The 14,779-nt window shown below is 35.5% G+C and carries 15 protein-coding genes, 1 tRNA gene, 1 other RNA gene and 3 pseudogenes; 13 read left to right on the top strand and 7 right to left on the bottom strand.

All coding sequences use genetic code 11. The annotated features are described in order from the left end of the window. The first annotated feature begins 124 nt into the window (after positions 1-124). Entirely contained in the window at positions 125-805 is a 681-nt protein-coding gene (locus AT575_RS07840; RefSeq protein ID WP_102777864.1) for a hypothetical protein, read from the top strand. Between the two features lie 42 nt (positions 806-847). Here AT575_RS07840 and AT575_RS07835 read toward each other — a convergent pair whose 3' ends face one another. Continuing rightward, positions 848-1,345 (bottom strand): helix-turn-helix domain-containing protein, encoded by a 498-nt coding sequence (locus AT575_RS07835; RefSeq protein WP_102777863.1) that lies wholly within the window; start codon positions 1,343-1,345, stop codon positions 848-850. A 245-nt stretch (positions 1,346-1,590) separates the two neighbouring features. On the opposite strand from AT575_RS07835, the gene AT575_RS07830 reads away from it, so the two are divergent. The 8 genes and pseudogenes from AT575_RS07830 (at position 1,591) to msr(I) (ending at position 8,374) form a co-directional block, all read left to right on the top strand. After that, positions 1,591-1,974, top strand: coding sequence for a hypothetical protein (locus tag AT575_RS07830; RefSeq protein WP_102777862.1), 384 nt, complete (start codon positions 1,591-1,593; stop codon positions 1,972-1,974). Between the two features lie 325 nt (positions 1,975-2,299). Further along, positions 2,300-2,718, top strand: a pseudogene (locus AT575_RS07820) (hypothetical protein). A gap of 2 nt (positions 2,719-2,720) precedes the next feature. Further along, positions 2,721-3,748 (top strand): annotated as a pseudogene (locus tag AT575_RS07815) (replication initiation factor domain-containing protein). A 60-nt stretch (positions 3,749-3,808) separates the two neighbouring features. After that, entirely contained in the window at positions 3,809-3,994 is a 186-nt protein-coding gene (locus AT575_RS07810; RefSeq protein WP_000184043.1) for a DUF3173 domain-containing protein, read from the top strand. A 3-nt stretch (positions 3,995-3,997) separates the two neighbouring features. Next, positions 3,998-5,128 carry a site-specific integrase gene (locus AT575_RS07805; RefSeq protein ID WP_102777860.1) on the top strand — a complete coding sequence of 377 codons (1,131 nt, stop codon included), beginning with the start codon at positions 3,998-4,000 and terminating at the stop codon, positions 5,126-5,128. A 22-nt stretch (positions 5,129-5,150) separates the two neighbouring features. Beyond that, complete coding sequence (locus AT575_RS07800) at positions 5,151-5,270, top strand: hypothetical protein (protein WP_004347051.1); 120 nt, start codon at positions 5,151-5,153, stop codon at positions 5,268-5,270. Positions 5,271-5,609: 339 nt separating this feature from the next. Continuing rightward, a complete protein-coding gene (locus tag AT575_RS07795) occupies positions 5,610-6,803 on the top strand; it encodes an MFS transporter (protein WP_004347048.1) in 1,194 nt (397 codons plus the stop codon). A 113-nt stretch (positions 6,804-6,916) separates the two neighbouring features. After that, on the top strand, positions 6,917-8,374 hold the full coding sequence (msr(I), locus tag AT575_RS07790) for an ABC-F type ribosomal protection protein Msr(I) (protein WP_004347046.1): 1,458 nt from the start codon (positions 6,917-6,919) through the stop codon (positions 8,372-8,374). A gap of 215 nt (positions 8,375-8,589) precedes the next feature. Here the strand turns inward: msr(I) and AT575_RS07785 are convergent. The 3 genes and pseudogenes from AT575_RS07785 to AT575_RS07775 all read right to left on the bottom strand — a co-directional run bounded on the left by AT575_RS07785 (position 8,590) and on the right by AT575_RS07775 (position 10,228). After that, positions 8,590-8,662: transfer RNA gene (locus tag AT575_RS07785), tRNA-Lys, on the bottom strand. Positions 8,663-8,668: 6 nt separating this feature from the next. Continuing rightward, positions 8,669-8,864: non-coding RNA, 6S RNA (gene ssrS / locus AT575_RS07780), on the bottom strand. Positions 8,865-8,957: 93 nt separating this feature from the next. Then, positions 8,958-10,228, bottom strand: a pseudogene (locus AT575_RS07775) (replication-associated recombination protein A). Between the two features lie 571 nt (positions 10,229-10,799). On the opposite strand from AT575_RS07775, the gene AT575_RS07765 reads away from it, so the two are divergent. Continuing rightward, a complete protein-coding gene (locus AT575_RS07765; protein WP_129587073.1) occupies positions 10,800-10,979 on the top strand; it encodes a hypothetical protein in 180 nt (59 codons plus the stop codon). 402 nt (positions 10,980-11,381) lie between these two features. Here the strand turns inward: AT575_RS07765 and AT575_RS07760 are convergent, their stop codons facing one another. The 3 genes from AT575_RS07760 to AT575_RS07750 form a co-directional block, all read right to left on the bottom strand. Continuing rightward, complete coding sequence (locus AT575_RS07760; protein WP_129587072.1) at positions 11,382-11,663, bottom strand: hypothetical protein; 282 nt, start codon at positions 11,661-11,663, stop codon at positions 11,382-11,384. A 50-nt stretch (positions 11,664-11,713) separates the two neighbouring features. Further along, complete coding sequence (locus AT575_RS07755) at positions 11,714-11,992, bottom strand: hypothetical protein (protein WP_102777857.1); 279 nt, start codon at positions 11,990-11,992, stop codon at positions 11,714-11,716. 197 nt (positions 11,993-12,189) lie between these two features. Beyond that, positions 12,190-12,384: a hypothetical protein gene (locus AT575_RS07750; protein ID WP_102777856.1), complete on the bottom strand. Its 195-nt coding sequence runs from the start codon at positions 12,382-12,384 to the stop codon at positions 12,190-12,192. A gap of 213 nt (positions 12,385-12,597) precedes the next feature. Here AT575_RS07750 and AT575_RS07745 point away from each other — a divergent pair, with 213 nt between their 5' ends. Genes AT575_RS07745 through AT575_RS07735 form a run of 3 tightly spaced genes read left to right on the top strand, consistent with a single transcriptional unit; the run spans position 12,598 to position 14,774 of the window. Beyond that, positions 12,598-13,068, top strand: coding sequence for a DUF3013 family protein (locus AT575_RS07745; RefSeq protein ID WP_102777855.1), 471 nt, complete (start codon positions 12,598-12,600; stop codon positions 13,066-13,068). A 9-nt stretch (positions 13,069-13,077) separates the two neighbouring features. Then, positions 13,078-14,031, top strand: a complete 954-nt coding sequence (gene prmA / locus AT575_RS07740) for a 50S ribosomal protein L11 methyltransferase (protein WP_102777854.1) — start codon at positions 13,078-13,080, stop codon at positions 14,029-14,031. After that, positions 14,031-14,774 (top strand): 16S rRNA (uracil(1498)-N(3))-methyltransferase, encoded by a 744-nt coding sequence (locus AT575_RS07735; protein ID WP_102777853.1) that lies wholly within the window; start codon positions 14,031-14,033, stop codon positions 14,772-14,774. Before prmA ends, AT575_RS07735 begins: the two co-directional genes overlap by 1 nt. Positions 14,775-14,779: the final 5 nt, after the last annotated feature.

Genomic DNA, 14,779 nt, shown 5'->3' with positions numbered 1-14,779 from the left:
GCTGGCACCAACTGTCTTTGTAGACTTAATTTCCCGTTTTTTTGCAACTTCTATACTTCCCTATTTATTTTCCATTCAGAGTGAGTCTTATAATAGTGTTTGGATGAATTTATTGTCATAATGTATGTATTCTAGATTATTTCAAGATAAAAATGAAATAGGTTTTTTAGCAAAAGCAGACGAATTAGATAGTCTATTTTCAGATGAAACACATACTTCAACAATGATCGGTGGTTATGTAAAACAAGTAGACATTGAAGATACGTTTATGACTTTGTCAAAAAGTTACTTTGAATCTTCGTTGTTATATGTTGATTTTTTAATAGATAATGGTGACTACGCAGATTTTGAAGTATTAAATGTTATACATAATGTTCTTATTGGTATTGAACTAAGTCTAAAATCGTTCTTAAGTACAATTATGCAATTTAATAGTGATGAATGGATGATACCTGCTAGCGAAATAAAAAATGGACATAGCTATAGAAGTTTTATTGGACAAATTAGGAGTTCTATTGCTCAAGCATATGAAGAAAGACTTATAGAGTCTAAGGATAAACAGTGGTTATTTAAACATATTGCCATAATTGAAAAATTTATTCAACAGACTGAGGAACAAGATATAACATTCATTAGTTCTAGATATCCAATAAATAGAGACCAAAAATTATATGGATACATGAGTAAAGATGTCAATATTGATTTATTAGTTCTGAGGGAATGGATTTTTATACTTTTTAACAGTTGTAGTCAAATTTCAAATATTAAGTATTATTTAGATGATGCTAGGGATAATTATTCTTAATCTAAGGTGTAGAAAGGTAAAAGAAGACATAATCTGTCTTTTTTATTTTAAATTTTTAATTATATTTAATAACTTTTCTTTATCACTATCAAATGAACTCCAACGACTAATCATATTTTCAACGAATCTCTCTATGTCTATCAAGTAGACAATACGTTGGTTATCCATAATATCTTTTAAAGTTTGTCCAATTTCTTCTGGGCTTGCACTATTGTATTCAACCATTGCTAACAATTTATAGATACACTTATCTAATAATAAGTTAAACTCATCTGAACCTTCTTCTAATTCTCTGAAAATTTGATTGATTTTATCTTTATGATTATTTTCTAAATCATTTTCATCTACAGTACCTAGAAGATAATCTGTTGTAACGTTAAATATTTTTGCAAGTTCTAATAGAGTTCTAAACTTTGGTTCATTGGCACCAGATTCATAATTTCTATATGTCATTCTATTTACACCAATCTTATCGGCTAATTCTTGCTGGGTAAGATTTTTATTTTTTCTAAGTTCTTTAAGTCGATCGTTAAATTCCATAGTTTCCTCTTTTACTAAAAATGCATGAAATGATAAAAAAAATAATCATTTTGTTGACAATGATAAAATAAATTGTTATTATACAAATATGATAATTAATTTAATCAAAAAAATTTTTTGTATATTAATTTTATCATTTTAAAACAATTAATTCAAGTTGAGGTGATGCTATAGATTACAAAGAAATTGCTTTAAAAACAAACAAGTCGGTTAGTACAATCAAAAAATGGCGATTACGTATTGAAATGTTATCTGGATACAAGTTTAAAAAAGTCAGAAGAAGAGTTTCTAAGCGTAGTACACAAGTTTTCTTTGATTTTACAGAAGCAGAAGTTATTAAATTTATTACCTTGTCTCAATTAATAAGTAAGACAAATAAATTAGATGACTCTATTAATGAAGTCTGGGGCGACTCAAAAGCTCAGTCCGAACGAGATATAAAAAGTGAATTAGAAATTCTATCAGATGATTTCTATAAATTTTTATTTGAAGCAGAAGATAGTATATTTCAACTAAAAAGATCTAATCAGTCTTTACAGAAACGGGTTAAGTATCTGACAGAGCGATTATACACTTTAGAAAATGAGAAAGATTCAAGTATTCTTAACAAACTCAAGCGAGGTTTCTGAGAGCAATCGATTATCTAACGAGGAGCGAGGTGCTGGAAGCCATAGCGACTCGGGAGATAAATGCAGAGTGCTCGAAGACAAACCGAAGTTTGATAAGTTAATGATCCATGAAAATTCATTTGAAATTTATGTGAAAATAATTACCCCACTACTAATAGGGGGTACACACGTACATGAAATAGTGCTCAAACCTTTGATACATAAGGGGTGAAGGTGATTTGATACCATTAAATGCTGAAATCCATTGAGAGAGTAAGGCTGAGAGTAACTTTCGTGTACAGGAAGAAAAGATGCAAATAATATATTATGAAAATGAGGTAGAAAAATGGCAACAATTAAACTAACAGATAAAGTAAGTCTAGGTGACTTAAACTTGGAAAAATCTCAATTTGAAATTCCTAAAAAAGTAATAATCTTATCCGCACGTGTTAACAATAAATATAATAATATCAATGGTGAATCTGTCCAAACTGATGAAATTTCTAAAATAACTTGCCAAGTCCAAGATGCAGAAAAAGTTAAAGTCTTGAAAGAGATGGGAATGTCAGCTGAGACTTAAAAACGATCCCATTAGAAATTTTGGATAATCTTGATAAGATTAGTAAAATTACAAGCAATGATGGACTTATTGAAAAAACGATTGAATTGGTTAATCCCCAAGTTCGTTTAGCATGGAACATGAATCGAAAAGGTTGGGGTGGAATAAAACTTACTACCTCAGATATCAAAATTATAGGTGAATAAGATTGTTTAACAGCGTTAAGATTGATTACTTCGCTGTTACAGTAAAAGATGTCACTCCCGAGTATGTAATAGAGAAACTTTTATTAATACCTTTAACCAATTTTACATTGAACGAATGGGGAGTCAACAAGTATCAACGTCACTATGCTTGTTCAGAGATAAAAGTTTACTTTAACTTAGATCCTAATAGTAGCATGGGAGTTCATGTTGAACTAAAAGGACAAGGTTGTCGGCAGTATGAGGAATTTATAGAAGGTAATGATAATAATTGGACTAGTTTAGTAAAGAGACTAATTGATAATAATTCGAACTTTACCAGATTAGATATTGCGAATGATATTTTTGATGAGTCGTTAAATGTTCAAAGGCTTTATGAGTATAGTAAAAAAGGCTTATGTATAACAACTGCGAGACATGCGGAGTACCATGAAAAATTTGTTATCGACTCAGGAGAACTTGTAGGTGAAACAGTAGTCTATGGTGCAAGAGGGAACCAACAATGGTGTGTCTATAATAAATTAATGGAGCAAAACGGAAAATTTCAATCGGATACTGACATGAATTCATGGGTGAGAGCTGAGCTAAGATGTTGGCAAGAGAAGGCTAATCTGATTGCTTATCAGCTAAATGACATGCGACCTCTCAATTCAATATATTTTGAGGCTATCAATGGACATTATCGTTTTGTTTCTCCTAAAGCAAGAGATAAAAATAAACGAAGAAGAGAATCAGTCAAATGGTGGCAAAACTATATTAATACAGAGGAGAAAACACGACTGAGTATTGTGAGAGAAAAGCCAACATTAAGGCAGTCTGAGGCGTGGACTGATAAACAAGTCTCTAAAACTATTGCAAAAATTTATATGGCAAAATACGAAGCTACGGTATCGATCAGGCAGAAGTCTTTTTACAAGACTTACTTCGCAGGGGAGTTGAAAAGTTTACTGATAATGACGAAAAGGAGATTGAACAATATGTACGTGAACAACAAAGCTCTGAATATTGGGGCATAAAAAAAGCCGACTTGTGAAAGAAGTCGACATAGAAAAAATATTCTAGATAAATTATAACACGAAAGGAAAAAAATACAATGACAAATAATGTAATGACTAATAAAGACTTAATTGAAATGGGCTATCGTCCCTCAACAGCAAACCATATTATCCATCAAGCTAGAAATTTAATGGTGGAACGTGGTTACACTTTCTATGATCGAAAACGACTCATGGTTGTTCCTAGGAGTGCCGTTTCAGAAGTAATTGGACTCGAGGTATAGCTTATGGCAAATGCAAGATATAGAAGGAGAGGGAATCAAAATCTATGGGCTTATGAAATTCGTGAGGAAGGTAAGACGGTTGCCTATAATAGTGGTTTTAAGACTAAGAAACTAGCGGAGGCGGAAGCAGAGCCGATTCTCCAAAAGTTAAGAACTGGGAGCATTATTACAAAAAATATCTCATTACCAGAACTTTATCAAGAGTGGTTAGATTTAAAGATAATGCCTAGTAATAGAAGTGACGTGACAAAAAAGAAATATCTAAGTCGTAAGGTAACGCTTGAAAAGTTATTTGGAGATAAGCCTATTTCTCAAATTAGACCTAGTGAATATCAACGGATTATGAATAACTATGGTAATAGGGTTAGTCGTAATTTCCTAGGTCGTTTAAATACTGGCGTGAAACAAAGTTTACAGATGGCTATCGCTGATAAAGTTATGATTGAAGATTTCACTCAAAATGTAGAATTATTTTCGACAGCAAAAAGTCAGGATGCAGATAGTAAATACCTTCATAGTGAAAAGGCTTATTTGGATCTCATTAATGCTGTAAAAAATAAATTCAATTATAAGAAATCGGAAGTACCATATATTATCTATTTTTTATTAAAAACAGGTATGAGATACGGAGAATTAATTGCTTTAACTTGGGAAGATATTGATTTTGATAAGGGGATCTTTAAAACATATAGAAGATTTAACTCTGAAACAAGTCAGTTTGTTCCACCTAAAAATAAAACGTCAATCAGAATTGTTCCAGTTGATAATGAGTGTCTAGAAATCTTGAAAAATCTTCAGATTGAACAAAATCAATCAAATAAAGAGCTTGGATTACAAAATACAAACAATATGGTATTTCAACATTTTGGTTATCCTAATAGTGTACCGAGTACAAACGGTACAAATAAGGTTCTAAGAGGCATCGTTCAAGAGTTGAATATAGAACCCATCATTACGACAAAAGGTGCTAGACACACCTATGGAAGCTTCCTATGGCATAGAGGATATGATTTAGGAATTATTGCGAAAATTCTAGGTCATAAAGATATATCTATGCTAATTGAAGTATACGGTCACACGCTTGAAGAAAAAATTCAAGAAGAGTACAATGAGATTAAACAGTTATGGCAGTAATTTAATTAAGAGGTGCTAATAGATGACAGATGAAGAGTTTTCAGATTTGGTTGAACAAAATAGTATTGGTAAAAAATTAAATATCCATAATAAAGAAGTTATTGAAGAATTTTTTATCACTAGGATTCTGTTATTAAAATAAATATACTTTTTAGATTGGAATAAATCATGAACAAGTTTAGCCGTATTATAAACATTAGAAAAAAATGATTTCAACTGATTTTTGACATATATATAATGTTTATTTATAATTATCTTTAAGACACAAATATCTAACTTTTAAAGTAATTAGTAAAACTACTATATGTAAATTAGAGTGACAAGTGGAAAAACTAATTAGTTAGTGTATTTTAACTCTTGAAATTTGATAAGGAGATATCATTATGATGACGTTACTTTTTTATTGATATGAGTTTTGTTCGCTAAACAAACTCGTATCGATTTATATCGATACATAATTTTTTTGGAGGTATCGATTATAATGGAAAACAACAAATGGAAGCAGAAGTTTTTTGCAATATATACAGGACAATTCTTTTCACTATTAAGTAGTGCGGCCGTTCAATTTGGTATTATTTGGTGGCTAACTGATAAAACTGGTGGTTCACCATTGCTTCTAACACTAGCAGGACTTGCAGGTTTTTTACCACAAGCATTAGTAGGACCTTTTGCTGGCACGATTACAGACCGTTATTCACGGAAGTTTTTGATGATTTCAGCAGATATGACTGTTGCGCTAGGTAGTTTAATTTTATTTTTAATATTGCATTTCTATGAGGCTAATATCATTTTTGTAATTCTGATTTTAGCACTTAGATCATTAGCAACTGCTTTTCATATGCCAGCAATGCAAGCATCAATTCCTTTACTTGCCCCTGAAGAAGCATTGACAAAGGTCGCTGGTTGGGGGCAAATGGTAGCATCCGTTTCTAATATAGTAGGACCAGCTGTAGGGATGTCAATTCTTTCAGTGAGCTCAATTAAATGGGTACTACTTTTAGATATACTTGGAGCTGTAGTTGCAAGTGGGATTTTACTTTTTATAAATATACCTAAAGTACAAAAAACTGAATCTGTTGAACTTACAAGTTTTTTTGTAGAAATGAAAGAAGGGTATAATGCCCTTGTTAATCATCCTATCTTGTTGAAACTTACAATACTTATGACAATCGTAGCAGTCCTATACATACCACTTGGAACTTACTTCCCACTTATGACAAGAAATCATTTTGGGAAAGGTGTTGTTGAAGCTGGTACAGTAGAGATTGCATTTGCTATCGGTTTAATAGTAGGCGGTTCATTGTTAGGCATAATAGGTGATAAATTTGAAAAAGTGAAGACAATGGCAATTGGAATGCTATTGATGGGACTGGCACTATTTTTCTCTGGTCTTCTCTCACCATCACTTTTCTTTATCTTTATAATTTTGTCCGGATTGGTTGGATTTTCAGGACCTTTATTTTCTGCACCATTCTATGCTTATATTCAAACTGAGATTGAGTCACAATTATTAGGAAGAATTTTCAGTTTTGTAACAAGTCTCTCACTTTTAGCCACGCCAATTGGATATGCATTATCTGGTTTACTGATTGAATTTACTAGTGTTTCTATATTGTTTTCAATCATTGGTGTATTAGTAATACTAAGTGGTCTTATTACTTTAAAAGTGAAATAGGAGGACAAACAATATGCAGTTTTTATTATTTTATTGATATGTGCTTAGTTTAATGGCACGTATCGATTAAATGCTATCGATACGAAATCACTAAATTTCGAGAGGTAGCTAAAATGGAACAAATTTGTTTTGAATTAGAAAAAATTGAAGTAACTTATTTAGATAAAAAAGTATTAGAGATAGATCGTTTAGCAGTTCATCAATTTGATAGAATTGGTATTGTTGGAAAAAATGGTGTTGGTAAGAGTACTCTGCTAAAATTACTTGCAGGTCATATTCAACCTACAGTTGGAAAAGTAAAGCGTCAAGTAGAATATGGTTATTTTGAACAGGTAGAAGGTCCTAAAGATATATCAACAGATCCTAAGTTACTTAGCCAATTACATGTTGATGAGAATTCGAAAGGGCTAAGTGGTGGTGAACAAACAAGATTAAAACTTGCACAGTTATTTACGGACTATTATGAATCTTTATTAATTGATGAGCCTACTACACATTTGGACCAAGAAGGTATATCATTTTTAATAGAAGAGTTGAAATACTATTATGGGGCACTGGTATTAATAAGTCATGACCGTTATGTTTTAGATGAACTTGTGACTACAATTTGGGAAGTTGATGATGGGAAAGTAAAAGTATATTCAGGAGATTACAGTGAATATATCGAGCAAAAGAAACTTGAAAGATCAAAACAAACTCAGGCTCATGAACAGTTCTTAAAGGAAAAAAAACGTTTAGAAAAAGCAGCAGAAGAAAAAATGAAAAAAGCAGAAAAAATTGCTAAATCTTCTGCTAAATCAAAAGACTCTAAAGTAAAAGCAAATCGTATGTTTGAATCAAAATCAAAGGGTACAACTCAAAAAGCATTACAACGTGCTGCTAAGGCTGTTGAACAAAGAGTAAAAAAACTTGAAGTTATAGATGCGCCTAAAAAAGAACAAACTATCCGTTTTCATCAAACAAATATCACACTTGAGTTACATAACAAGTTTCCAATTATGGCTGATCAATTAACGATTACAGTAGGAAATAAGATACTTTTAAACAATGTTAACTTTCAATTTGCATTAGGTGAAACGATTGCTATTACTGGTAAAAATGGTTCTGGGAAATCAACATTAATTCACCACATATTACAACGTGAAAAAGGAATTACTATTTCTCCAAAGGCTGTTATAGGCTCTTATGAGCAGATGGGATATCAATTTAAAACTGATGAAACTGTAATGGACTTTATGAAAAATAGAAGCGATTATGGAGAAAGTAAAATACGTTCTGTACTATATGCTATGAGTTTTACTGGGAATGATTTAAAAAAGAGTGTTCAAAAATTAAGTGGTGGCGAGGCGACTCGTTTAGTCCTATGTCAATTATTTCTAGGAAGATACAACATTTTGATTTTAGATGAACCTACTAACTTTTTAGATGTTTTTTGTATTGAAGCTTTAGAAACATTTTTAAAAGGCTATGAAGGAACAGTTATACTAATATCACATGATAAAACATTTTTAGATCGTGTAGCTGATAGTGAATACGTTCTAGAAAATCAGAACCTTAAAAAAAATAGATAGCTGTACATTACTGTGTATCTTACACTTATCATGCAAACATCTGATAAATAATTTGTATATCTTGTTTAATATCTTGTTTGGTTACATGCTAAAAATAAATAATATATTATCAGTTTAAAATTATAGTAAATAATTTCGGGGACAAATGGTGGGACAAGTTCTCTTAATACAAGCGAAAAAGCCTTTAAATAAAGGCTTTTTCTTCTATAGTTTAATGCCCCCTACAGGGCTCGAACCTGTGACCCATAGATTAAGAGTCTACTGCTCTACCAACTGAGCTAAGGAGGCACAAAAAAGAAAGCTGTATTGGCACCGGTGGTTCACGATTTGTATTGACACCGCACATTATGAGCAGGTGGGTAACGTAATTTCTCTTTGCAGTTGCTTCCGCGTGATACGGCTTGCATACTAGAGAAATGCTTTGTTTCCCGAAAATACAAAGAAATAGTCGGTCAACACATTGATGTGAACTCGTATGCCACAGCGATTCTTGTTTTTCTATGCTTTTATCATACCACTTTTTGGGAAAAATTCAAGCTAAAATCCCATTTTTTTGGAAACGGTTGCCTGTTTCCAGTCTTTTTCATGATTGCGACAGTTTGTCAATCCGTTCCTTATTAGCGGCTAGGGCCCGTTCGTACTTGCCGGTCTCATTGGCCTCGAAGTAGTTCTTGTGCACCAACTTATCGGGCAGGTATTGCTGCTTGACCCATTTTTCTGGGTAGGCATGAGGATAAAGGTAGTCTTGGGCATTTCCCAGTTCTTTGCTGCCGGAATAGTGGCCATCGCGAAGGTGTCTTGGAATAGGGAGATTGCCAGACTTTCTCAGATCGCTGAGTGCAGCATCCATAGCGATGTAGGCTGAGTTTGACTTTGGCGATAAAGCCAAGTCAATAACTACGTTGGCGATTAGGATTCGGGCTTCCGGAAAACCAATCTTTTGGGCGGCTTCCAGTGCCGTAACGGTGTGAATTTGTGCGTCTGGGTTGGCTAAGCGATATCTTCATAGGCAATGACGGTCAAGCGTCGAGCTAAACTTGGCAGGTCGCCAGCTTCAACCAAGCGAGCTGCGTAATGGAGACTAGCATTGACGTCGGAGCCACGGATGGCCTTTTGCATGGCAGAGAGAACATCATAGTGGCCGTCACCATTTTTATCCATGGTGATGTAACTGCGTTGGAGACTGTTTTCAACGGTGTCCAAAGTGATATGGCGGAGACCATTGGCATCCGGTTCGGTTGACATGACTGCCAGGTCTAGTGAATTATAGGCAGATCTCAGATCGCCATTTGTGGCAGTGGCTATAAAATCAAGAGCATCCTGATCAAGCTGGATGTCAAAAGCAAAGCCTCTTTCTTTGTCGGAGATAGCTGTCGCGATAGCTTTTTTGATAGCCTCATTGGTCAAAGGCTCCAACTCGAAGATTTGCACCCGGCTACGAATAGCGGGAGTAACCGAGAAGAAGGGGTTTTCGGTGGTGGCACCAATCATGATGATATTACCATTTTCCAAAAGTGGTAAGAGGAAGTCCTGTTTGGTTTTGTCCAGGCGATGGATCTCGTCTAGGAGCAGCACCAGACCACCAGAAAACTTGGCTTCTTCAGCAATTTCTTGCAGGCGCTTTTTAGTGTCGGTCGTGGCGTTGAAGGTCCGGAAGGCAAACTTAGTGGTCCCTGCAATCGCACTAGCAATCGAGGTTTTACCAATTCCCGGCGGTCCATATAGAATCATTGAAGATAGCATGTTTGCGTCGACCATGCGCCGAATAATCTTCCCAGGTCCAACCAGGTGTTCCTGTCCAATGACTTCATCAATAGTTCTGGGACGCATTCTCAAGGCTAAATTATCAGGCATCAGAGCCTCCTTTATCGTGTTCTTTAGGCTCTATTGTATCAAAAAATCCCTTTTCTTTCAGGAAAGGGGGATGTGACTAAGGGAAGATTTGGTATCTAAGCCAGATGATCATCACTAATAAGACGAAAAGGATACTGTTTATAACAATATTTTCTTTAAATGGTGTCATCTGATGAAAGAAGACCGTTTTTTGATAAGGTCACGAGTACCTTTGTATTCTTTGGGGACAAACCACTCTATTAGCCAATAGGTTAATAAGATGATAAAAAATGATAAATTTGCATCTTTTAATAATACAAAAAATATGCCTATAAATAAGATGAAGAATTGACAAATTTTTGCAACTTGTACTTGTCTTAATGTTTTGAGATTTTTCATAGTCTTCTCCTTAGTCTACCTATAGGGTCATTTTACTGCTAAGCTATTCGAAATTCAAGATTTGTTCTTGATTATGAGAAATGTTTTTATCTTTAATCAACGATAGTTTTCTGAGACCGATTTATGCTACAATAGTGTCATTATTAAAGGAATTGAAGAAAAATCTATGAAACGACAAGCAGTGTCCGCGCGAATGGTAAAATCGCTGGGCTGGGAAGATGGGATTATGGAAGTGGAATACATTTCTGGACTGATTCACCAATACCACCAAGTTACCGAGGCAGAATTTGTTCGAGCAACGACGGGAAATATCGATAAAAAAGTTCGTTTAATCGGGAAATCTCACCCCTTTACAAGAGTAGAGAAAGACTAATAGACGCCCTTTGAGGGGCGTCTATTACTTATTGATTGGAGTACTGAATCATTCATTCCCTTGGGACTGATGGTCCTTATAAAGTGAACCACCAATACCACCGAGGAATCCAATTAAGATTAAGAGAATAACGTTACTTATTTTTTTCATCTAAACGTTTCCTCCTATCGATATCATCTTGTAAATTCTTGGCTAGTTTTGACCAAGACCAGGCAAAGACAACTAATAAGATAATGATTACGATTCCCATACATTTTTCCTGATTTCTATTGGATAAGTGCATGATAACACTACCAGCTTAGCCAATCAATGAAAAAGTGGAAAATGTGAAAAGACTATACTTTTAATGAAAACTTAGTGGGCTATACATTACTTTATTTAGAATCTGCAATTTTAAGTTGACTATATCATGGATCCCCATGTTCCACTGATGTCTCGAACAGAAACTTGTTCCTTACTTAGTCCATATTCTTTCCTAAATAATTGTTGGATTTGAGTAAGACTTAATGTGGATTCTCCTTTATAACCTTTCAAGTGGTCGGTATAGGTCCAGTCACTTAGTTTAGCTATTTCTGGGAAATTATCAATTTTGGCATTGTCATCTTTAAAGACAATGAGTAGGCGATGCTTAAATTGTTCTGGCACACCTAATTTTGTAAATAAGTTATTGCTGACTTCAATCATATTTATCACACTTTCTTTTAAGAAAACAGACACCCTTTGGGGTGTCTGTTTTACATTGCTCCTAGGGGACCTGAATTTTGTAATGGGGTTAAAATGACTTGGTTGAGCTCAAGATTATATTCTGACATAATCAATTCACGTAGTTTTTTATCGCTGATGTGAGAAAGAACGGTATAGACATTATTTCCTTTAGCATGTGAAATAATCTTTATATGCTCCATCACAGTAGGATTCTCTGCTAATTCAATAATCTGATCCGTATGTTTGATTGCGATTGAATAATTATAGCCACGCATTTTTGTAGCTGGGATTTGTCCGATAATTGCCATATTTATCACACTTTCTAATAAGCATTTTTTAAAATTGAGATAATTATAAGCTTTCCCCCACTTAAAGTCAATCAAATGAAAGCAGTATAGTTTTTTAGTATAGTAGCGCTAGATGTAGTGGTAATAACATTTTTAAGGTCTACTAATAGTGGTCAATAGCAGACCTATAGGATTGGGCTATAAGGTTGATACTATTTTTAATCATTAGCAAGTACACTTTCTTTTTCTAGCTCATATATAACATCATCAATAGAGTGTTTGACTGGGTTTTCTAGATATTGCTTTAAGGATTTGATCCCTAATTCATAATCTATTTGGTCTTCAATTTCTTCAAATTTTAGTTGATTAATGGTATTGGATGAAGGCAAGCCCTCAATTGTCAACATAGGCATAGATTTTCTCCTCAACTTTTAATTTTAATATTTACTTAAACTAGGGCTTTTTGCAAATCTTTTTATTTCATAAATTGTCTAATATTGAAAATCGAAAGTCAACCTACATTTTTGTCTGCTTTCTACCTCAATCTTAGGCTGACTTCTAAAGAAAAATCACTGCTTTTATGCTACAATAGGGTCAAGTACATTAGAACGGAATAGGTATATTTTATGGCTAAATTTGGCTTCTTATCAATTATTGAAGAAGAAATGGACAAGCATTTTAATTATGACTACGCAATGGATTGGGACAAGAAAAACCATGCGGTGGAAGTGACCTTTGTTTTGGAGGCTCAAAACAAGGCGGCGGTTGAAACCATTGATGACAAGGGTGAGGTATCGCAAGAGGATATTGTTTTTGAGGACTATGTGCTCTTTTACAATCCTGAGAAGAGTCAATTTGATAAGGAAGACTACTTGGTGGCTATTCCTTATGAGCCTAAGAAGGGCTTGTCACGTGAATTCTTGCAGTACTTTGCGCAGTTTCTCAATGATGTTGCGACTGAGGGGCAGAGCGATCTCATGGATTTCTTAGAAGATGATTCTAAGGTTGATTTCGGTCTGGATTGGGACGCGCAAGCTTTTGCCAAGGGGCAAGAGGAGCTTGTCGAGTCTGAATTTTTTGCTTATCCACGTTATTAAGGAGAGTTTATGAATACTTGGCAAGAGTTGACGGTTTCGGTCCATCGTGAGGCTGAGGAAGCTGTTTCTAATATTTTGATTGAGGCTGGTAGTCAGGGTGTGGCTATTAGTGATAGTGCGGATTACTTGGGGCAGGAGGATCGTTTTGGCGAGCTCTATCCTGAGGTCGAGCAGTCGGAAATGGTAGCTATTACGGGCTATTTTCCTGATAATATGGATGTGCAGGCTTTGCGGGCGCAAATTGAGCAAGATTTGCAAGCCTTGAAAGCTTCTGGTTTGGAGACGGGCGAGATTAGCCTGTCTGCTCAGGACTTGGCTGAGGAAGATTGGGCTGACAATTGGAAGAAATACTATGAGCCAGCTCGGATTACCCATGATTTGACTATTGTGCCTTCTTGGACGGATTATGAGGCTAAGGCTGAGGAAAAGGTTATTCGTCTGGATCCGGGTATGGCCTTTGGGACTGGGACGCATCCAACAACTAAGATGAGTCTTTTTGCCTTGGAGCAGGTTCTGCGTGGGGGCGAGACGGTGATTGACGTGGGTACCGGGTCTGGTGTTCTGTCTATCGCCAGCTCTTTATTAGGGGCCAAGGAAATTTTTGCTTTTGATTTGGATGATGTTGCGGTGCGCGTGGCAGAGGAAAATATCGCCTTAAACCAAGGGACGTCTAATATTCATGTGGCTGCTGGTGACCTTCTAAAAGGTGTCGAACAGAAAGCGCAAGTTATTGTTGCTAACATTCTTGCCGACATCCTCATTCATCTGACTGCGGATGCATACCGCCTGGTTGAAGATGAAGGCTATTTGATCATGTCTGGTATTATTTCTGAGAAATGGGACATGGTCCGCAAGTCAACTGAAGATGCTGGTTTCTTCCTGGAAACCCATATGATTCAAGGGGAATGGAATGCCTGCATTTTTAAAAAAACCGATAATAGAGCAGGAGTGATTGGTGGCTAATGCAACAGTATTTTATTAAAGGTCCTTTTCAAAATCCAATTGTGATTGATGACAAAGAAACCTTGAAACACATGTTTCAGGTTATGCGGTTGACGGATGGCGATCAGGTTCACTTGGTTTTTGAAGATGGTATTAAACGTTTGGCCGCTGTTTCTGATAGCGCAGCCCATGCTTTTGCCATTCTTGAAGATCTGGACCAAAACGTTGAGTTGCCGGTTCAAGTGACCATTGCCTCTGGCTTTCCCAAAGGCGATAAATTAGAATTGGTAACGCAGAAAGCGACAGAATTGGGTGCTCATGCCATTTGGGCCTTCCCCGCAGACTGGTCGGTGGCTAAGTGGGACGGCAAAAAATTGGTCAAGAAGCAGGAAAAATTGGAGAAAATCGCTCAAGGAGCGGCGGAACAGAGCAAACGCAATCTGATTCCTGCCATTCAATTATTTGAGCAAAAAGCAGCTTTTCTCAAGACCTTGTCGGACTTTGATCAAATATTCGTAGCCTATGAAGAATCCGCAAAGGCCGGCGAACAAGCTACCCTGGCAAAAGGTTTGAAGGCCTGTCAAGCAGGCGACAAAATCCTCTTCATTTTTGGACCAGAAGGTGGTTTGTCCCCCCAAGAAATCCAAAACTTTGAAGCAGCTGGTGCCCAGCTTGCAGGCTTAGGTCCCCGCATCATGCGGACTGAAACAGCACCTTTGTATGCCTTAAGTGCTGTCAGCTATGCGCTGGAGTTAGATAAATAAAAAGA

This window comes from Streptococcus penaeicida (assembly GCF_002887775.1).
In the GTDB taxonomy this organism is placed as follows: domain Bacteria; phylum Bacillota; class Bacilli; order Lactobacillales; family Streptococcaceae; genus Streptococcus; species Streptococcus penaeicida.
Note: the sequence above shows the minus strand (reverse complement) of the source record. Positions and strands in the feature narration are given on the sequence as shown.

Coding starts and splice junctions, on each gene's coding strand:
- AT575_RS07840 (WP_102777864.1), top strand. CDS start 125: ATGTATTCTAGATTATTTCAAGATAAAAATGAAATAGGTTTTTTAGCA.
- AT575_RS07835 (WP_102777863.1), bottom strand. CDS start 1,345: ATGGAATTTAACGATCGACTTAAAGAACTTAGAAAAAATAAAAATCTT.
- AT575_RS07830 (WP_102777862.1), top strand. CDS start 1,591: ATGTTATCTGGATACAAGTTTAAAAAAGTCAGAAGAAGAGTTTCTAAG.
- AT575_RS07810 (WP_000184043.1), top strand. CDS start 3,809: ATGACAAATAATGTAATGACTAATAAAGACTTAATTGAAATGGGCTAT.
- AT575_RS07805 (WP_102777860.1), top strand. CDS start 3,998: ATGGCAAATGCAAGATATAGAAGGAGAGGGAATCAAAATCTATGGGCT.
- AT575_RS07800 (WP_004347051.1), top strand. CDS start 5,151: ATGACAGATGAAGAGTTTTCAGATTTGGTTGAACAAAATAGTATTGGT.
- AT575_RS07795 (WP_004347048.1), top strand. CDS start 5,610: ATGGAAAACAACAAATGGAAGCAGAAGTTTTTTGCAATATATACAGGA.
- AT575_RS07765 (WP_129587073.1), top strand. CDS start 10,800: ATGGTAAAATCGCTGGGCTGGGAAGATGGGATTATGGAAGTGGAATAC.
- AT575_RS07760 (WP_129587072.1), bottom strand. CDS start 11,663: ATGATTGAAGTCAGCAATAACTTATTTACAAAATTAGGTGTGCCAGAA.
- AT575_RS07755 (WP_102777857.1), bottom strand. CDS start 11,992: ATGGCAATTATCGGACAAATCCCAGCTACAAAAATGCGTGGCTATAAT.
- AT575_RS07750 (WP_102777856.1), bottom strand. CDS start 12,384: ATGCCTATGTTGACAATTGAGGGCTTGCCTTCATCCAATACCATTAAT.
- AT575_RS07745 (WP_102777855.1), top strand. CDS start 12,598: ATGGCTAAATTTGGCTTCTTATCAATTATTGAAGAAGAAATGGACAAG.
- prmA (WP_102777854.1), top strand. CDS start 13,078: ATGAATACTTGGCAAGAGTTGACGGTTTCGGTCCATCGTGAGGCTGAG.
- AT575_RS07735 (WP_102777853.1), top strand. CDS start 14,031: ATGCAACAGTATTTTATTAAAGGTCCTTTTCAAAATCCAATTGTGATT.